General features: G+C 61.3%; 19 protein-coding genes and 1 pseudogene. 13 read left to right on the top strand and 7 right to left on the bottom strand.

The features are described 5' to 3' along the window. Nucleotides 1–70 precede the first annotated feature (70 nt). The 3 genes from HGO38_RS10655 to HGO38_RS10665 are packed head-to-tail and all read left to right on the top strand — an operon-like array spanning nt 71 to nt 1,856. The gene (locus tag HGO38_RS10655) at nt 71–481 is read left to right on the top strand and encodes a hypothetical protein (RefSeq protein WP_250955858.1); all 411 of its coding nucleotides are present in this window, start codon (nt 71–73) and stop codon (nt 479–481) included. Between the two features lie 5 nt (nt 482–486). Then, nucleotides 487–1,239, top strand: a complete 753-nt coding sequence (locus tag HGO38_RS10660) for a ribonuclease T2 family protein (RefSeq protein WP_250956002.1) — start codon at nt 487–489, stop codon at nt 1,237–1,239. 20 nt (nt 1,240–1,259) lie between these two features. Then, nucleotides 1,260–1,856: a glutathione S-transferase gene (locus HGO38_RS10665; protein ID WP_250955859.1), complete on the top strand. Its 597-nt coding sequence runs from the start codon at nt 1,260–1,262 to the stop codon at nt 1,854–1,856. Nucleotides 1,857–1,931: 75 nt separating this feature from the next. On the opposite strand, the gene HGO38_RS10670 is transcribed toward HGO38_RS10665, so the two are convergent. Then, nucleotides 1,932–2,573 (bottom strand): outer membrane protein, encoded by a 642-nt coding sequence (locus HGO38_RS10670; RefSeq protein WP_250955860.1) that lies wholly within the window; start codon nt 2,571–2,573, stop codon nt 1,932–1,934. A gap of 332 nt (nt 2,574–2,905) precedes the next feature. Between HGO38_RS10670 and HGO38_RS10675 the strand changes: the two genes are divergently transcribed. The 5 genes from HGO38_RS10675 to HGO38_RS10695 all read left to right on the top strand — a co-directional run bounded on the left by HGO38_RS10675 (nt 2,906) and on the right by HGO38_RS10695 (nt 7,173). Then, nucleotides 2,906–3,712 (top strand): SDR family oxidoreductase, encoded by an 807-nt coding sequence (locus HGO38_RS10675; protein WP_502941537.1) that lies wholly within the window; start codon nt 2,906–2,908, stop codon nt 3,710–3,712. Further along, nucleotides 3,709–5,739 (top strand): excinuclease ABC subunit UvrC, encoded by a 2,031-nt coding sequence (gene uvrC, locus HGO38_RS10680; protein ID WP_250955862.1) that lies wholly within the window; start codon nt 3,709–3,711, stop codon nt 5,737–5,739. The genes HGO38_RS10675 and uvrC overlap by 4 nt, the downstream gene beginning before the upstream one ends. Before the next feature lie 117 nt (nt 5,740–5,856). Further along, nucleotides 5,857–6,444 (top strand): CDP-diacylglycerol--glycerol-3-phosphate 3-phosphatidyltransferase, encoded by a 588-nt coding sequence (gene pgsA, locus HGO38_RS10685; protein WP_250955863.1) that lies wholly within the window; start codon nt 5,857–5,859, stop codon nt 6,442–6,444. Then, nucleotides 6,444–6,698 (top strand): molybdopterin converting factor subunit 1, encoded by a 255-nt coding sequence (moaD, locus tag HGO38_RS10690; RefSeq protein ID WP_250956003.1) that lies wholly within the window; start codon nt 6,444–6,446, stop codon nt 6,696–6,698. Before pgsA ends, moaD begins: the two co-directional genes overlap by 1 nt. Before the next feature lie 4 nt (nt 6,699–6,702). Continuing rightward, a complete protein-coding gene (locus HGO38_RS10695; protein ID WP_250955864.1) occupies nt 6,703–7,173 on the top strand; it encodes a molybdenum cofactor biosynthesis protein MoaE in 471 nt (156 codons plus the stop codon). A 492-nt stretch (nt 7,174–7,665) separates the two neighbouring features. On the opposite strand, the gene HGO38_RS10700 is transcribed toward HGO38_RS10695, so the two are convergent. After that, nucleotides 7,666–8,562 carry a branched-chain amino acid ABC transporter permease gene (locus tag HGO38_RS10700; RefSeq protein ID WP_250955865.1) on the bottom strand — a complete coding sequence of 299 codons (897 nt, stop codon included), beginning with the start codon at nt 8,560–8,562 and terminating at the stop codon, nt 7,666–7,668. Nucleotides 8,563–8,622: 60 nt separating this feature from the next. Between HGO38_RS10700 and HGO38_RS10705 the strand changes: the two genes are divergently transcribed. Further along, nucleotides 8,623–9,174: a CGNR zinc finger domain-containing protein gene (locus HGO38_RS10705; protein ID WP_250955866.1), complete on the top strand. Its 552-nt coding sequence runs from the start codon at nt 8,623–8,625 to the stop codon at nt 9,172–9,174. Further along, nucleotides 9,171–9,695, top strand: a complete 525-nt coding sequence (locus tag HGO38_RS10710) for a hypothetical protein (RefSeq protein ID WP_250955867.1) — start codon at nt 9,171–9,173, stop codon at nt 9,693–9,695. Before HGO38_RS10705 ends, HGO38_RS10710 begins: the two co-directional genes overlap by 4 nt. Nucleotides 9,696–9,770: 75 nt before the next feature. Here HGO38_RS10710 and ndk read toward each other — a convergent pair whose 3' ends face one another. The 4 genes from ndk to HGO38_RS10730 all read right to left on the bottom strand — a co-directional run bounded on the left by ndk (nt 9,771) and on the right by HGO38_RS10730 (nt 13,060). Further along, nucleotides 9,771–10,193, bottom strand: a complete 423-nt coding sequence (gene ndk, locus HGO38_RS10715) for a nucleoside-diphosphate kinase (RefSeq protein WP_250955868.1) — start codon at nt 10,191–10,193, stop codon at nt 9,771–9,773. 148 nt (nt 10,194–10,341) lie between these two features. Further along, nucleotides 10,342–11,052: a DUF1003 domain-containing protein gene (locus tag HGO38_RS10720; protein ID WP_250955869.1), complete on the bottom strand. Its 711-nt coding sequence runs from the start codon at nt 11,050–11,052 to the stop codon at nt 10,342–10,344. 98 nt (nt 11,053–11,150) lie between these two features. Beyond that, nucleotides 11,151–11,834: a glutathione S-transferase family protein gene (locus HGO38_RS10725; RefSeq protein ID WP_250955870.1), complete on the bottom strand. Its 684-nt coding sequence runs from the start codon at nt 11,832–11,834 to the stop codon at nt 11,151–11,153. A gap of 314 nt (nt 11,835–12,148) precedes the next feature. Beyond that, the gene (locus tag HGO38_RS10730) at nt 12,149–13,060 is read right to left on the bottom strand and encodes a hypothetical protein (RefSeq protein ID WP_250955871.1); all 912 of its coding nucleotides are present in this window, start codon (nt 13,058–13,060) and stop codon (nt 12,149–12,151) included. 210 nt (nt 13,061–13,270) lie between these two features. Between HGO38_RS10730 and HGO38_RS10735 the strand changes: the two are divergent. The 3 genes and pseudogenes from HGO38_RS10735 to HGO38_RS10745 all read left to right on the top strand — a co-directional run. Next, nucleotides 13,271–13,402: pseudogene (locus HGO38_RS10735) on the top strand (DinB family protein); the annotation flags it as partial. Between the two features lie 150 nt (nt 13,403–13,552). Beyond that, nucleotides 13,553–14,641, top strand: coding sequence for a GGDEF domain-containing protein (locus HGO38_RS10740; protein WP_250955872.1), 1,089 nt, complete (start codon nt 13,553–13,555; stop codon nt 14,639–14,641). Nucleotides 14,642–14,765: 124 nt separating this feature from the next. Beyond that, nucleotides 14,766–16,655 carry an ABC-F family ATP-binding cassette domain-containing protein gene (locus tag HGO38_RS10745; protein WP_250955873.1) on the top strand — a complete coding sequence of 630 codons (1,890 nt, stop codon included), beginning with the start codon at nt 14,766–14,768 and terminating at the stop codon, nt 16,653–16,655. Between the two features lie 13 nt (nt 16,656–16,668). On the opposite strand, the gene HGO38_RS10750 is transcribed toward HGO38_RS10745, so the two are convergent. Beyond that, nucleotides 16,669–17,118: a DNA polymerase III subunit chi gene (locus HGO38_RS10750; RefSeq protein ID WP_250955874.1), complete on the bottom strand. Its 450-nt coding sequence runs from the start codon at nt 17,116–17,118 to the stop codon at nt 16,669–16,671. Nucleotides 17,119–17,134: the final 16 nt, after the last annotated feature.

A 17,134-nucleotide genomic window follows, 5' to 3' on the forward strand; every position in this document is an offset into this window, starting at 1 on the left:
GCCCGCCCTTGACCGCGTCGGCCTTTGCCAACATCCTCCGCCGAAACCAGGGAGACTCAAAGAACCTGCCATGTCCGCCAGATCTGTTGTCAACGCCGTCGTGATCGCCGCAACCATGATTGCCGCCTCCGCACCGGCCCATGCCGGCGACTGGACGCCGAAATGCACCGATTCCTGGGTGCTGTGGACCGTCAAGACCCGGTTTGCGGAGAGCCACGGTCCCTTTCTCGCCCCAAGGCTGACGATTGCCGATTTCGGCACCCCGCGCCAAGACCAGTTGATGCGCGGCGACAAGACCCATTCGGTCGAGCGGCGCCATTGCAGCGCTAAAATCGTTACCAGCGACGGCGTGTCCCGCCAGCTCTATTATCTGATCGAGAGCAACATGGCCCAGGCGGGCTTCGGATCCGGCGTGGAGTTCTGCGCCAGCGGTCTTGATCCCTCGCATATCTACGGCGCGGCCTGCGCATCGCTGCGGTGAATGGCCTGCCCCGCTATGGCGGCCTGATCGCGCTTGCAGCACTTGCCATTGCCGCGGCGGTCTATGGACTGCGGGAGGGAGCGAATACGCACCTCAACATGGCTGTGCCACGCGACACCGCGATACCGACCAAGCCGATCGCAGGCGAGACTACGCCAGCGCCTCGCCCGGCCGCCGTTCCCCGCGGCAAGGGATTCGATTTCTACGTGCTGTCGCTGTCGTGGTCGCCGACCTATTGCGGATCGGAGGAAGGCCGCGGCAATCGCCAGCAATGCGGCGGCACTGCCGATTACGGGCTGATCGTGCATGGCCTCTGGCCGCAGAACGAAACCGGTTACCCGGAATTCTGCAGCAGTGGCGGACAGGAACGGGTGCCCGACAGCCTCGGCCGGTCGCTGTTCGACATCATGCCCGGCATGGGCCTGATCGGCCACGAATGGCGCAAGCACGGCACCTGCTCCGGCCTCAGCCAGCAGGATTATTTTCAAGTTACCCGGATGGCCTATGAGCGGATCAACATCCCGGCCGCCCTGAAGACCGGAAAATCCTCGACCAGGCTCGGCACCGAGCAGATCGAAAGCATTCTCGTCGCCGCCAATCCCGATCTGGGCAAGCGCGGCATCGCGGTCACCTGTGATGGCGGCAAACTTGACGAGATCCGCATCTGCCTGACCAAGGATCTGACCTTTCGCGACTGCCTTGAGGTCGACCGCAATGCCTGCCGGTTGAAATCCGTAGACCTTCCGCCCATCGACTAATCTTCCCCACAGGATCCATCATGAAACTGCTCTATTCGCCGGCCTCCCCCTACTCCTCCAAGGTCCGCATGGCGGCCCGCTATCTCGGCGTCGATATCGAGGAGATCAAGGTTGCTGCCATGGACGACCCGACGGAACTGATTGAAACCAATCCGCTCGGCAAGATCCCGACCGTGGTCACCAACGAGGGACAGGCGATCTTCGACAGCCGCGCCATCATGCACTATCTGAACCGCGTGTCCGGCAAGACGCTGTATCCGACAAAGGACGCCAAGCGCACCGAGGCCGAGGTGTTCGAAGCGCTGTGCGACGGCATTACCGATTGCCTGGTCGCCATCGTCTACGAGAAGCGCTTCCATCCGCCGGAAAAGGTCCACCAGCCCTATATCGACCGGCAATGGAGCAAGGTGATCCGCGGCCTCGATCATCTCAACGCCCATATGCCGAAAACAGGCAAAAAGCTCAACGGCGGACATTTTGCCCTGGCGGCGATGATCGGTTATCTGATGCTGCGCTTTCCGGGCGAGTGGGAGGATGGCCGCACCGAACTCACCGCCTGGCCGCACAGATTCGCCAAAAAGTTCGAGGCCTTTGCGGAACTGAAACCGCAGGGTTGACCGTTTGCAGCCCCTCCAAAACGCAAAAAAAGCCGGGCATTGCCCGGCTTTCCTTTTGGTTCGATCAGAGGCTGATCAGAACTTGACGCCCATACCGACCTTGACGCTGTGATTGTCGAAACCACGCGAATAGTTGGTGCCGCCGACGTCGAAGTCCTTCTTCTGGTAATCGCTGTAGCGATATTCCACACGCGCGGTGATGTTGTCGGTGACGAGAGCTTCGACACCGGCGCCGACCGTGTAGCCCAGAGCCGTCTTGTCATCCGAGCCAGCGCTGCTGGACAGCTCGTGGTTGGCAGCGGCAACACCAGCCGTACCATAGACCATGAAGGGGTTCAGGTCGTAGCCGACGCGGCCGCGGATAGAACCGTTGACGCCTTCCTTGCCGGTGACGCCGCGAGCAGCGCGGCCGTCCTGGCCGGTGTAACCGATGTCGGCTTCAGCACCGTAGACGATCTTGCCGCTCTGCATGTTGTAACCGCCATACAGCTGACCGCCGACGGCATTGGCATTGTAGCTGTCGCCGCGGAAGCGACCGTTGTCGTAGGTGGCTGCACCACCGACATAGGCACCAGCCCAGCCACCAACCGGAGCGGCATAGGTTTCGGTTGCCGCCGGAGCTTCCGGGATCTGGTCGATGGCATCAGCAGCACCAGCTGCGGTGACGAAAGAAAGACCTGCAGACGAGGCCATCAGAATCATAACGAGAGTACGCATACTTTATCTCCTTGTTCGTTTCCGAGCCAGCGTAAGATTGTCTATCTATCGCGGCTCGGACATACAGACGGATGTCCCTGCCCGTTCCGATAGTTAAAATGATATCCAATTGAGGAATTGAAAGAGCCGAAATGTGAAATCTTTAAGGCACACGCACGGCAAAAGTGGGACGTTGCTTATTCGCAACAGGGTATTCATTAACCATAACAAATTGTAAACAGGACGTTACTGAACTATATTTGGAATAATATTGCAGACAATCTGCATACGTAGACTGGTTCTCTGCCATACGATACGCGGACCGATCTTCTATAATAAGAAACGTGCTCTATATGCGCAGCATCGCAAATCCATCGCCGGACGGAAAACCCTTGCAGAACAAGATTGAAAAGACAGCCCTTATCACCGGAGCCGCACGAAGACTTGGGCGAGCCATCGCTGAGGACCTCGCAGCGCACGGATTTGCCGTGGCCGTTCATGCCAACCAGTCGACCGCCGAGGCCGAGGCACTTGCCGCCGATCTGCGGCGGCGTGGCGGGCGGGCTGTCGCGGTCAAAGCCGATCTGCGGCAGATTGACGAAACCGCAGGGCTGATCGAGGCAGCAGCAGCCGAACTTGGGCCGATCGGCCTTCTGGTCAACAATGCCTCGGTGTTTCAGGAGGACAGCGCCGAGCGATTCGACGCTGAGGTGTTTGCCGCCCATTTCGACCTGCATCTGCGGGCGCCGTCCATCCTGGCAGCCGCTTTTGCAGCGCAGGTGCCGGCCGACCGGGAAGGCCTGATCGTCAACATCATCGACCAGCGCGTGCTGGCGCTGAAGCCGACCTTCTATTCCTATACCCTGTCAAAGGCAGCGCTGTGGACCGCCACCCAGACCATGGCGCAGAGTTTTGCGCCGCGCATCAGGGTCAATGCCATCGGTCCCGGCCCGACGCTGATCAGCGATCGCCAGGCGCCTGAGGATTTCCAGGCGCAGATCGACAGCCTGCCGTTGAAGCGCGGGCCGGAACTTGGGGAATTCGGCCGCACCATCCGCTTTCTTTTTGACACGCCTTCGATCACCGGCCAAATGATTGCGCTCGACGGCGGCCAGCATCATATATGGCACATACCGGGCACAGCGGAGATTCGTGAATGACGGGAGGAAAGCTGCCAGACGGCGGCGTTCTCTATGACGGCAGTGAAGACGACGACGACATCGCGATCGACAGCGTTGCCGAGGCGGCGCCGATCCTGGCCGTCGACTGGACGGAAGGCAATCGCAACGAGAACGGCCTGACCGGCGCCGAGCTGATCGGCGAATTCGTCAAGCAATTGCCCAACAGTCCCGGCGTCTATCGCATGTTCAATGCCGATGGCGACGTGCTCTATGTCGGCAAGGCCCGCAGCCTGAAGAAGCGCGTCAGCAATTATGCGCAAGGGCGCGGCCATTCGAACCGCATCGTGCGCATGGTGCGCGAAACCGCCAATATGGAATTCGTCACGACCCGCACCGAGGTTGAGGCGCTGCTGCTTGAAGCCAATCTGATCAAGCGGTTGCGGCCGCGCTTCAACGTGCTTTTGCGCGACGACAAGAGCTTTCCCTATATTCTGATCACCGGCGACAGCAAGGCACCGGCGATCTACAAACACCGCGGCGCGCGGGGCAAGAAGGGCGATTATTTCGGCCCCTTCGCCTCGGCCAGCGCCGTCGGGCGCACCATCAATTCGCTGCAGCGCGCCTTCCTGCTGCGCACCTGCACCGACAGCGTCTTCGAGACCCGCACCCGCCCCTGCCTGCTCTACCAGATCAAGCGCTGTTCGGGCCCGTGCACCGGCGAAGTCAGCGAGGCCGGTTATGCCGAGCTGGTCAGCGAGGCCAAGGACTTCCTGTCCGGCAAGAGCCAGAACGTCAAATCCTCGATCGCCGCGGCGATGAACGAGGCGTCGCAGGATCTCGATTTCGAGCGCGCCGCCGTCTATCGCGACCGGCTGGCAGCGCTTAGCCATGTGCAGAGCCACCAGGGCATCAACCCGGCCAGCATCGAGGAGGCCGATATCTTCGCCATCCATCACGAGGGTGGGCTAACCTGCATCCAGGTGTTCTTCTTCCGCACCGGCCAGAACTGGGGCAACCGCGCCTATTTCCCGAAGGCCGATCCGCAGATGTCCAGCGCCGAGGTGCTCAGCGCCTTCCTGGCGCAGTTCTACGACGACAAACCCTGTCCCCGGCAGGTGCTGCTGTCCGAGACCATCGAGGAACAGGACCTTCTGGCCGCCGCCCTGTCGGAGCGGGCCGGTTACCGGGTGAGCGTGCAGGTGCCGCAGCGCGGCGACAAGAAGGACGTGGTCGACCATGTCACCGCCAATGCCCGCGAGGCGCATGGCCGCAAGCTGGCCGACACCGCCTCGCAATCGCGCCTGCTGCAGGGCTTTGCCGAGACTTTTGCGCTGCCTTATGTGCCGCGCCGCATCGAGATCTACGACAACTCCCATATCATGGGCACCAATGCGGTGGGCGGCATGGTGGTGGCGGGGCCTGAAGGCTTCGTCAAAGGCCAGTATCGCAAGTTCAACATCAAATCGACCGACATCACGCCGGGCGACGATTTCGGCATGATGCGCGAGGTGATGACGCGGCGCTTCTCGCGGCTTTTGAAGGAAGAGGGCAAGCCGGACCGCAGCCAGCCGCCGGCGGATGAAACGGCCGACACATCCTTCCCCGCCTGGCCCGACGTGATCCTGATCGATGGCGGCCAGGGGCAGATGACGGCGGTGCGGGCCATTCTCGACGAGCTCGGCATTACCGACAGCGTGATCGCCATCGGCGTCGCCAAGGGTGTCGACCGCGACGCCGGCCGCGAGCGCTTCTTTGCAGTCGGCAAGCCGGATTTCACCCTGGCGCCGCGCGATCCCGTGCTCTATTTCGTGCAGCGCCTGCGCGACGAGGCGCATCGTTTTGCGATCGGCTCGCACCGGGCGCGGCGCAAGAAGGAAATGATCAGCAATCCGCTCGACGAGATCGCCGGCATCGGCCCGACGCGCAAGCGGGCGCTGCTGCAGCATTTCGGCACCGCCAAGGCGGTGTCGCGGGCGGGCCTTAACGACCTGACCGCCGTCGACGGCATTTCGGAGACGGTAGCCCGGCTGGTCTACAATCATTTCCATGAAAAAGCCGCGGATTGAGGTGTAGAATCATGAACGGTGCCGCCACCTGTCGTCAAACATTCAGACAGAGGGGTGTTGACGGTCGGGGTCGAAAACCGTCATCTACGACCGAAATCGTGCAAAAGACAGGACACCATGGCTTCGCGGACCTATAATATTCCCAATCTTCTGACGTATGGCCGCATTCTGGCCGTGCCGTTCATCGTCCTGTGCTTCTTCGTCGAGGGACAGCTGGCCAGCTCGGACTTTGCCCGCTGGACCGCTCTGACGCTGTTCGTCATCGCCTCGTTCACCGATTTTCTCGACGGCTATCTGGCGCGCATCTGGAACCAGACCTCCAATATCGGCCGGATGCTCGATCCGATCGCCGACAAGCTGCTGGTCGCTTCCGTGCTGCTGCTGATGGCCGCCGACGGCACGATTGCCGGCTGGTCGCTGTGGGCCGCCATCACCATCCTGTGCCGCGAAATCCTGGTCTCTGGGCTGCGCGAATATTTGGCGGCGCTGAAGGTCAGCGTACCGGTGACGCGCATCGCCAAATGGAAGACGACGCTGCAGATGGTGGCCATCGCCTTTCTGCTGGCCGGTCCGGCCGGTGACAAGTTCCTGCCCTATACCACGGAACTCGGCATTGCCCTGCTCTGGGTTGCCGCGATCCTGACCATCTATACCGGCTACGACTATTTCCGCGCCGGTGCAAAACACATCGTGGACGCGGAATGATGGTCAAGCTCGTCTATTTCGCCTGGGTGCGCGAACGGATCGGCAAGGGCGAAGAAGACCTCGACCTGCCGGCGAGCGTCATAACCGTTGCCGATCTCATTGAACACCTGCGTGGCCTGGGTGACGAATACGAATCTGCCCTGCAGTTTCCCGAGGCGATCCGGGTGGCGATCAACCAGGAACATGTCGAGCATGACGAGTCGATCACCGGCGCCCGCGAGATCGGCCTGTTTCCGCCGATGACGGGCGGCTAGCGCCATGGCAGCGCCCCGTCCCTCCCCCTTAATCCGTGTCCAGGCCGAGGATTTCGACCTGACGGCGGAAAACCGGGCCATCAGCGCCGGGCGGAGCGATATCGGAGCCCTCGTTTCCTTCGTGGGGCTCTGCCGCGACGAAGGCGGCAGCTTGTCGGCGCTGGAGCTTGAGCATTATCCCGGTATGGCAGAAGCGGAGATGCGGCGCATCGGCGAGACGGCGATCGAACGCTTCCACCTCTCGGCGCTGACCGCCATCCATCGCTACGGCCGGATCGCCCCCGGCCAGAACATCGTTCTGGTGATTGCCGCGGCCAGCCACCGCCAGGCCGCCTTCGACGGCGCCAATCTGATGATGGACTTCCTCAAGACCTCCGCCCCGTTCTGGAAGAAGGAACACGGCAAGGACGGATTAACGGGCGACTGGGTTGCCGCACGCGACGCCGATGACCGGGCGCGCGACCGCTGGCGCTGACGGCGACCTCGATTTTGACGGTAGGGAACGCTGCGCCAGAAGCAGGACGTTGCGAGCAAATCTAATAACCCGCCTGTGTTACGCCATTCCGTCCCAAGCCATCGAGGCGAGACATGATCTCCTTAGCGTATGTGACTATACCGCCTTGTATCGCTATTTTCATATCGGCGTTGATAATACGCCGAGGTGTGTGGGCTGGGGTTTCTTTGTTACTCGCCATTCTTTCGTTGTCGATCGCGATATTATACCTTCGACAGGGCGTAGCTCAAAGCTGCCAACTTAATGAGAGTGAGTGTACTGGCGCGACCGCCACATCGTATCTGGTCTTGGCGCTATGGGGGCTCTTCGCCATCGGGTTCTTAGTTCGTCTTGTCACGGTGTTCCGCACGATGCGATAAGTTACGTCTGGCTGCTTTAGGTCGACCGCCGCATTGGCACGCCCTCTCCTGCCGGATAATCACACGATAGAACTTCCTCAATCCGGCTCGCCTTTTACGGGATGACCCGCTCGCGGCGGGAGAGGACGAGGACCGCCACCAGGCCCGATACGATCACCAGGTCGCGCAGCATCGTCGGTCCGAAACCGCTCCACAGGGTTTCCGCCAGGCCGACGACGGCCGCGCCCAGCGCTGACCGGGTCGGCGAGGACGTGCCGCCGGCGGCGGCGATCAGCACCACCTTCAGCCCGAAGACCAGACCGGCGCTGAAATCCATAGTGCCGTAATAGGAGGTCGAGAGGATGCCGCAGACGGCGGCGATCATGGCTGCTGTCAGGTAGGCGGCGACAAAGGCAAAGCCGGAGTCGACGCCGCATATCTCGGCGGCTCTTGCATCGTCGCACACGGCCCGCCACAGGCGGCCGATCCGGCCGTGGCGCAGGATGCCATGGCCGATGATCACGATCGCTGCCATCAACGCCGTGTTGACCAGCTGGATGACCGTCAGCGTCACCCGAAACCCGCCATCCTCCAGCAACACCACCGGCGCATTCAGGAAGGGCGGCAGCCAGAGGACACGGCTGTCGGCGGCCAGCCGGGCGCTTTCCGACAGGATGATCAGCACGGCCAGCGACGCGACGACGACGATATTGGGCGAGTGCCGATAGAGCGGGCGCATGACGTGGCGGCCGATCAGGGCGCCGGCCGCCAGCGCATAGAGTTCCGCCGCCACGGCGCCGAGCGCCAGGGCCGCCGGCAGGACGAGATAGAGGTCGTTCCAGGCGAATTCGGCAAACAGCACATAGATCTGTCCGGAAAAGGCAAACAGCGCGCCATAGGTGATGTCGGCGCGGCGCGTCATGCCGAAAATCAGCGCGTAGCCAAACGCCAGCGCGGCATAGAGCGCGGCCAGCGGCAGGGAATTGGCGAGTTGCTGCAGCAGATAGACCATAAAATATCTCCGCGGAAATTCATAACTATCAAAATTGATTTTACCAGTTATAATTTCGCCATGACCTTCACCTGGACCCCTCACCGCTTTTCCGGCGGCGTACTGGCGCTCGATGTCGCCAACACGATCATCCTGCGCATGGATCCCCAGCAGCGCCGCGACCGATTTGACGATCCGGACAAGCTGGAGGCTTTCGTGCCCGCAGTTCGGGAGCTTTGCGCGGAGCGGGACCTGGCGGTGCAGGTAGCGACGCTGCACGCCCAGAATGGCACTCGGTTTCGTCAGCTGCGCGAGGCGATCGATGCCTATTTCCGCAAGCGCACGCTCGCGCAGGACACCAAGGACGATCTGGCAAGCCTTCTGGAGGCGATCGCCGACAATCTGCGCCACGGCGGCGGCCCGGCCGCGCTTGAGACTGCAACGGCCCTGTCGGCCCTCCGGCTGATCGGCGAGCCAGGGCCAGAGCGCATGAAGATCTGTGCCAATTGCGGCTGGCTGTTTCTCGACCGCAGCAAGAACAGGAGCCGGATGTGGTGCGACATGGCGGTCTGCGGCAACCGCGTCAAAGCCAGCCGGCATTATCACCGAAAGCGAGAGGAGACCGATCCATGACGGTGCGGTCGGGTGCAGGCATTTCGATGGCGGTATGGGCGGTTTGCGCAGCTCTACTGCTGGCAGGTTGCCAGAGAGAGGACAGGCAAGCCCCCCTTGCCGTGGCGGGCCGGCTGGTGGTCTTCAACTACCGTGTCGCCAAGGCCAGCTATCTGGTGACGCTCCGGCGCCAGGGCGATTTGCCGGAAGGTAGCATGGTGGAAACGCGCTTTGAAAACCCGGCCGGCGGCGCGCCTCTGGTGACACGCGACAAGATCTTTGCCTCGGAACACAACGTGGTGCTGGAGAGCCCTGCGCTGCATTGCGTCGTCAAGGGCCGGCCGTATACGGTCGACATCCGCGTCAGAGATGCCAAGGGCAAGCTGATCCAGGCCTTGCAGACAACCGTCACATCGAGCGAGGACCAGAGCATCCTGCCGGCCAATCCGCTGGTGCTGGGCGCGGTCTACACCAAGAACCCGGAGGTCTTCAAAGCCGATGGCAGCACCGATTTTTCGCCCGAACCGGACTGCCGCGGATGAAAAAAACCGGAGCCCTGCGGCCCCGGTTTTGGATCGTTTCGTCAAGCAGATGAGGCGGATGCCTCGGGGCTGGATTCAGCCGACGATTTCGGTGTCGGCGAACCAGTACTTGATTTCCTCGGCAGCGGTTTCCGGAGCATCCGAACCGTGGACCGAATTTTCGCCGATCGACAAAGCGTGGGTCTTGCGGATCGTGCCTTCGTCGGCATTGGCCGGGTTGGTGGCGCCCATGATTTCGCGGTTCTTGAGGATGGCGTTCTCGCCTTCCAGGACCTGGACGATGGTCGGGCCGGAGGTCATGCCTTCAACCAGTTCGCCGAAGAAGGGGCGTTCCTTGTGGACGGCGTAGAAGCCTTCTGCCTGGCGGGTGCTCATCCAGACGCGCTTGGAGGCAACGACGCGCAGGCCGGCATCTTCAAACATCTTGGTGATGGCGCCCGTCAGGTTGCGCTTGGTGGCGTCCGGCTTGATCATCGAAAAGGTGCGTTCAATCGCCATGTCTATCGTCCTTTGTCTTATGGGAAAGTGGGCGGTATCTAACCGCCCCAAGCCTTGAAAACAAGGGGGATGGGCGAAGTTTCATGGCGCTGTCACAGTGCCGCGCCAAACCATGGCACCGCGCTTGCGCACCCCCATTCGTCGAGGTTCAGCGCTCCCGCCGTTCCAGAAGGTCGATCTGGATCTGCTGCAACTCGGCCAGGCGTTCCCATTGATGGGCCATCTGGTGGTCGATCTTTTCGTGCAGGTTGCGGATCTCCAGTTCGGCCCGCAGATTGATCATGTAGTCATTCTCGGCGCGCTGCCGATCCTTCTGCTCCTGCCGCCGCTGGCTCATCATGATCACCGGCGCCTGAAGGGCGGCGATACAGGATAAAAGCAGGTTGAGCAGGATGAAGGGATAGGGATCGAAGGCCGCGGCGCGCAACAGCCAGATATTGGTCATGATCCACAGGGCGAGAAAGACACCGAACGAGAGGATGAAGGTCCAGGAGCCGCCAAATGACGCCACCGTATCGGCTGCCTTCTCGCCGAATGTCGGACTTGCCTCCACCGCCGGCCTGGCGATCGCCTGAACCGTCGAGCCGCCGGCCTCCAGACTGTCGAGAACGCGCTGGTCGAGTTCGGACAGTTCGCCCCGCTCGTCTTCCAGCAGGGTTTCGACATAGCGCCGCCGGTAGCGCGCCATGTCGGCATCGCAGATAAAGCTGTCGGCCGACCAGCCCTCGACCTCGCCCTGCACGAGGTCGAAGAGATTCGGTCGCATCAGGGCTGCCGAGCGCAGTTGCGAGCGCGGGAACGCCTTGCCGCAGACCGCGCAGCAGCGCTGCTTCTCCGTGTTTCGAGGGTCATGTGCCATCGGATATACGCTCTTCCATTGCCCGCTCCCGATCCAAGCTTATCCCTCTGGCCGCGCCCGCCAATGAGAATTCGCAAAGGGCAGGACGGACGCCCGCCTCACGCCACCTGTCGCGCTTCGGCACCGTGCAGATCGAGGCAGCGCTCGAACCACAGGGCGGCCGGATCGTCGGGCGGCAGATGGATGCTGCCGGAGGTGATCTTCAGCCATTGCAGGGCGCCGAACAGGATATAGTCGGCAAACAGCGGGCCGTCACCGCCGATGAAGGGCTGGAACTTCAGCACATGCCGGAGCGGTTCGAGCTTGGCCGGGAATGCGGCGATCTCCGCGTCACGGCCAGCGGCAACCTCTTCGAGCGGCTTGCCGAGGCGCTTTTCGCGGCTGTCGCGAAAATAGGCCTGGTCGGGCGCATCCAGCATGTCGTGGATGTCCATCAGCGCGATGCGGGTCGCGGCGGTATGAACGACCGTCTGCGAATAGCCCTCGATGAAGCGCGCCATGGCCTCGCCGCCCTCGCCGCCGAACAGTGTTGGGCGGTCGGAATAGGCTTCATCGAGATACAGCGCGATGTCGAAACTGTCGGAGACCAGGCGGTCGCCGTCGCGCAGCAGCGGCACGGTCTTGCTGGCGCCCTGCTCGACAGAAGGAATGGCCGTAAACGGCAGCGGCCGCTCCTCGAAGGCCAGTCCCTTATGATGCAGGGCCATGACGATCTTCCAGCAATGGGGCGAGAACGGACGGGACGCATCGGCGCCGCAGAGCGAATAAAGGATGAGGGTCATGGCATGGTCTCCTGTCGAAGGTCTCGAACGTTTAAACCTATAGGACGCCAGCCGGCGCCAACAATCAAATCAGGAAAATTCATGGAACCGATCAGGATGCCGACGAGAGAACCCCCATCCTGCCTCCGAGCAAATTACGATCCTTATATTCCCGATTGTCGGGAAATTAGCTCAGATTATATACATCACCGACCGTCAGAAGCCGTAGGCTTTCATATATAGTGGCTGCGATGGAGGCAGACGGCAAAAATGGGACAATATCGATAGTTGTCGCCCAAAAGGGTCGTTAGGAAACGATCTCTTTGTTTCGCGCACTACCATAAGTCAGAATTCTGCCCTGCCACGAACCTTCCATCGACATCGTAAACTGTGAACATCACTCCATTAGTTTTGCATAGCACTCCGAGTTCCAGGATGCGTCGACGCCCCAGCCTCTTGGCGGGCACTACAAACTCATACTCTTCACTGTTACCCGCTTCCTTCAAAGGCTCCGGAAATATGGGCCGAACGTGCTCGTTAATAAAACCGAAAAACTCGTCATTCGTCATTCCTACAGTTTTGACGAGCTTTATAATACGATGCTCCCTCTCACGCAGAATTGAGCTACTAAGCCTCAAATTACTGTGCACGACGGCGCCAGCCTCTCCTTGGCTACATTCAAACTCGATCATCTCAATTCTTTGCTTAAGGGAATCAATCTCGTCACTGAGCAGTTTCTCAGTAGCTGTAGCACTCTCTGCGAATTGGACGCGTCCCCTAGCAAAGGTTACCGGATTGTCGACGACATGGTCGGCTGCCAAAGCTGCATCAATTGCGGCCTTTAGGTTTTTTTGGGCGGTTGCTAGGTCACTAGGCCGGGTTCTATTAAATTTGATCGAGCGAAACGACGCCACATCGAAAGGTATCCTTTGACCTTCCAGATGCATATGGATAATCGGCTTTTGTGCTGTGTGTCGGATACCAATCTCGTAGAAAGCATTTGGATTCAGTGATGTCAGATCAGCTATTACCAATTCGGAATCGAGCAAAGACGTGATGACTTGCGCATCAATACGCCCCGGGTCTGAAATCCTGTCCGCTCGCCGAACTTCAAATTCCTTATAGTGCGCCTCGAAAACCGGTGTGATAATGCCATCAAGCAGCCAATCGGCGTGAACACGGTCGTCACTTGTATCGTCACCAATTGGACCGACTACAAAGCAAGTCTTTTTTGGTTTTTCCGCCACACGTCCCCCTTAAACGATAAGCTAGTGCAAATTTGGCCCATGACAGCACGCAGCTATTCTAAATACAACACACCCAGACGGACTTATTTCAATGCTGCATCCGTTCCAAGATTACAGCGCCGCCCCGGCTTCAAAAAATGCCATTATGTCCGTTTCAGAGCTTAATAAGTAATTTTCTCGTGTATTCATCGTTAAGTCAATGACAACCAGCTTTGCGTGATTGCAAACCACCAGACCCACCATCGCGGCCAGGTGCACGGTATCCTGACGGCGCTCGGCAAGCCGAGCCTGGCGTTGGACATGATCTATTTCCTGCGTTCCGAGGGCAAGGTCTGGGCGTAAAACCTCTGCTGCCGGCAGCAAAGATCGCCGTCGCTACTTCACGGATGTCAGGATTACTTAAGGATCTCGGCGATATAGTGCGGGCGAACCCGAATGATCCCGAGACACTCTGTTTGGAGGGTCCGCCCGGACCCTCGACCAGGAACCCCGATGACCCCATTGATTTCCGGCAAGACAGCCGCCGCGGCGCAATCCCGTCCCAACACCGCCGCCGACAGCCCGCAGAAAGTTGCAGCCGCCATGGTCAAGCTGCAGGTGCCTGGCCTGCCGCGCAATTACGAGCTGTTCTACGAGGCGCTGTACGGCCACAATGCCGAGCTTGCCCGCGACGTTCTGTCGTTGACCGGTCCGCCGGCGCAGGTGGTGCTGGACCAGATCGGCCTCAGGCACCGGCTGGTCGGCCATTGTGGTGCTGCCGAGCAGCGCCTGCAGGGCGACGCCACCGATCTGCTGAACGATCTCCTGCAGCAATTGTCGGCCGGCATCGACCGCAAGCAGGCCTTTGCGCGGGCCTTGGAAAAGACCATTTGCGCCGCCCGCGACGACCAGAACCGCGACCTGTCCGAGGTGATCGACGATCTCGATTTCCTGGCGGCTGCGGCCGGCGATATCGTGCGTTCGGAAACGGCGCTGAGCCAGGCGCTGCAGGCCGGCCTCACCCAGATGGAGACCACGCGGACGGCGGCCAAGGCCGCCAAGGCGGCAAGCCTGCGGGATCGACTGACCCATCTGCCGAACCGCCTGGCCTTTTCGAACCGCGTCTCCAGCCTTTACAGCGGCGATACGGACCCGGCCGAGACGGCGCTGATCGTCGTCGAGATCGATCGCTTCAAATCGCTTGTCGACCAGTATGGCGAAGCGGCGACCGGCCGCATCCTGAAGCGGCTGGCGACGATTTTCCGCAAGTCGATCAAGAAGAACGATTTCGTGGCGCGCACCGGCATCGATGCGTTTTCGTTCCTGTTCGACGGCGTCTCGTTCGAGGCAGCGCGCGGCATCGCCGAACGGCTGCATGCGTCAGTGGTCGACAATCTGGTTTTCGCTACCGACGATGGCAGCAACACATCAGGACATCTCGACGTGATGATGGGCTATGCCATGACGGAAGACGCCGCGTCGGCGCCGTTGCTGATCGGCCAGGCCGAGACCGCGCTTTCGGCGGCCCGCCAGGATCGCCGCTCGCCGATTGTCGGCTATACGCCGGCGCTCGCCCGGACGGTCGGACGCAACGCCGCCTGATTTCGGCAAAATCGCGCGAACACGTTGCATATCGGCATCGGCCGCAGACCGGCCGGCGCCATTGTGCAGTGCAAGAGCCTGCCGCATATTGCCTTTATGCGCCACATCGGCCAAAAGCGCGGGCATGATTACAATCAACGATATTTCGGCCCGCATTGCCGGCCGCCTCCTGATCGACCATGCCAGCGTCTCGCTGCCGAGCGGCACCAAGGCCGGCCTTGTCGGCCGCAACGGCGCCGGCAAGTCGACGCTGTTCAAAATCATCACCGGCGATCTCTCCGCCGAAAGCGGTTCGGTCTCCATCCCGAAAAACGCCCGCATCGGCCAGGTGGCCCAGGAGGCGCCGGGCACCGAGGATTCGCTGATCGAGATCGTGCTGGCCGCCGACAAGGAACGGGCGGCGCTGATGCTCGAGTCGGAGACCGCCGACGACCCGCACCGCATTGCCGAAATCCAGATGCGGCTTGCCGATATCGATGCCCATTCGGCAGAGGCCCGTGCCGCGACCATCCTGGCCGGCCTGGGCTTCAATGCCGAGGCGCAGCTGCGCCCGGCCTCGTCGTTTTCCGGCGGCTGGCGCATGCGCGTGGCGCTGGCAGCGGTGCTGTTTTCCGAGCCGGACCTGCTGCTGCTCGACGAGCCGACCAACTATCTCGATCTCGAAGGCACGCTGTGGCTGGAAGATTATGTGCGGCGCTATCCGCATACCGTCATCGTCATCAGCCATGACCGCGACCTGCTCAACACCGCCGTCAACTCTATCATTCATCTCAGCGAGCAGAAGCTGACCTTCTATCGCGGCGGCTATGACCAGTTCGAGCGGCAGAAGGCGGAAGCCGACGAGTTGCAGACCAAGGCCAAGGTCAAGAACGAGGCGGCGCGCAAGCATCTGCAGACCTTCATCGACCGCTTCAAGGCCAAGGCCTCCAAGGCCAAGCAGGCGCAGAGCCGCGTCAAGGCGCTGGAGCGCATGGGCACCGTCGCCTCGGTGATCGAGGATCACGTCCAGCCGATCACCTTTCCGGAGCCGGAAAAGCAGCCGGCCTCGCCGATCATCGCCATCAATGGTGGTGCCGTCGGCTATGAGCCGGGCAAGCCGATCCTGAAGAATATCAACCTGCGCATCGACAATGACGACCGTATCGCGCTGCTCGGCTCGAACGGCAACGGCAAGTCGACCTTCGCCAAGTTCATTTCCGGCCGCCTGCAGGCCGAGAGCGGCGAAATCAAGCTGGCGCCCGCCCTGAAGATCGGCTTTTTCGCCCAGCACCAGCTGGACGACCTGGTCCCCGGCGATACGCCGGTCGAGCATGTGCGCCGCCTGATGCCCGGCGTGCCGGAAGCCAAGGTTCGCGCCCGTGTTGCGCAGATGGGTCTTGAGACGGCCAAGATGGCGACGCCCGCCAAGGACCTGTCCGGTGGCGAAAAGGCCCGCCTGCTGATGGGCCTTGCCGCCTTCCATGCGCCGAACCTGTTGATCCTCGACGAGCCGACCAACCATCTCGACATCGACAGCCGCCGCGCGCTGATCGCCGCGCTCAACGATTACGAAGGCGCCGTGATCCTGATCAGCCATGACCGCCATCTGATCGAGGCCACCGTCGACCGGTTCTGGCTGGTCAACGACGGCACGGTTTCGAGCTTCGACGGCGATATGGAGGAGTATCGCAGCCTGATCGTCTCTTCGGGTAAAAAAAAAGACGAAAAGGATAGACCCGAACCGGTAGCCGACCAGGCGAGCAAGGCCGACCAGCGCAAGCTGGCCGCCGAGCGCCGCGCGTCGCTGGCACCGCTGCGCAAGAAGATCAACGATGTCGAGGCCGAGACCAAGAAGCTCGAAAAGCTGATTGCGGCGCTCGATCTCGAGCTCGGCGACGCCTCGCTTTATGAAAAGAGCCCGGCCAAGGCCGCCGACAAGGTCAAGCAGCGCGGCGAAGCGGCGGCGAAACTTGCCGCGGCCGAAGAACAATGGCTGGAGCTTTCCGCCGAATACGACGAAGCGATGGCAGGCTGAGCGGACGCTCGCCTCACGCCTTCTTTTCCCAGCGTCCTTCGTTGTTCTGCTGCCAGTAGGTCAGCGTGTGGCCTTGCGCCTTCAGGGCCTTCCACTGGCCGCGCGCGCCTTCCAGCTGTTGCTGGTCATGGCCGTCGAAGACGAAGACGACGCGGTCGTAGGGCAGTCCTTCGCCCGGCACCGCGCCATCGATGAAAAACCGCACCGAGGCCTGGTTGAGATTGTCGGCCGACAGCGTCAAAAGGACCGGCTGTTCGCCGGCCGCTTCCGAGCCATCCGTGCCATGGGGCAGGAAGCTCTCGTCGCGATAGGTCCAGAGATGCTGGTCCAGCCGGTCGCGGCGGTCCGCATCGCGCATTTCCACCGCCACCCGCCAGCCGCGCTCGACGCTTTTTTCCAAAAGCGGCGGCAGCGCGTCTTCTATCCTGGTTTCGGTCAGGTGGTAGAACAGGACGTCGGTCACAAGCTTGGCTCCGCGA

This window comes from Rhizobium sp. CG5 (genome assembly GCF_023701945.1).
In the GTDB taxonomy this organism is placed as follows: Bacteria; Pseudomonadota; Alphaproteobacteria; order Rhizobiales; family Rhizobiaceae; genus Allorhizobium.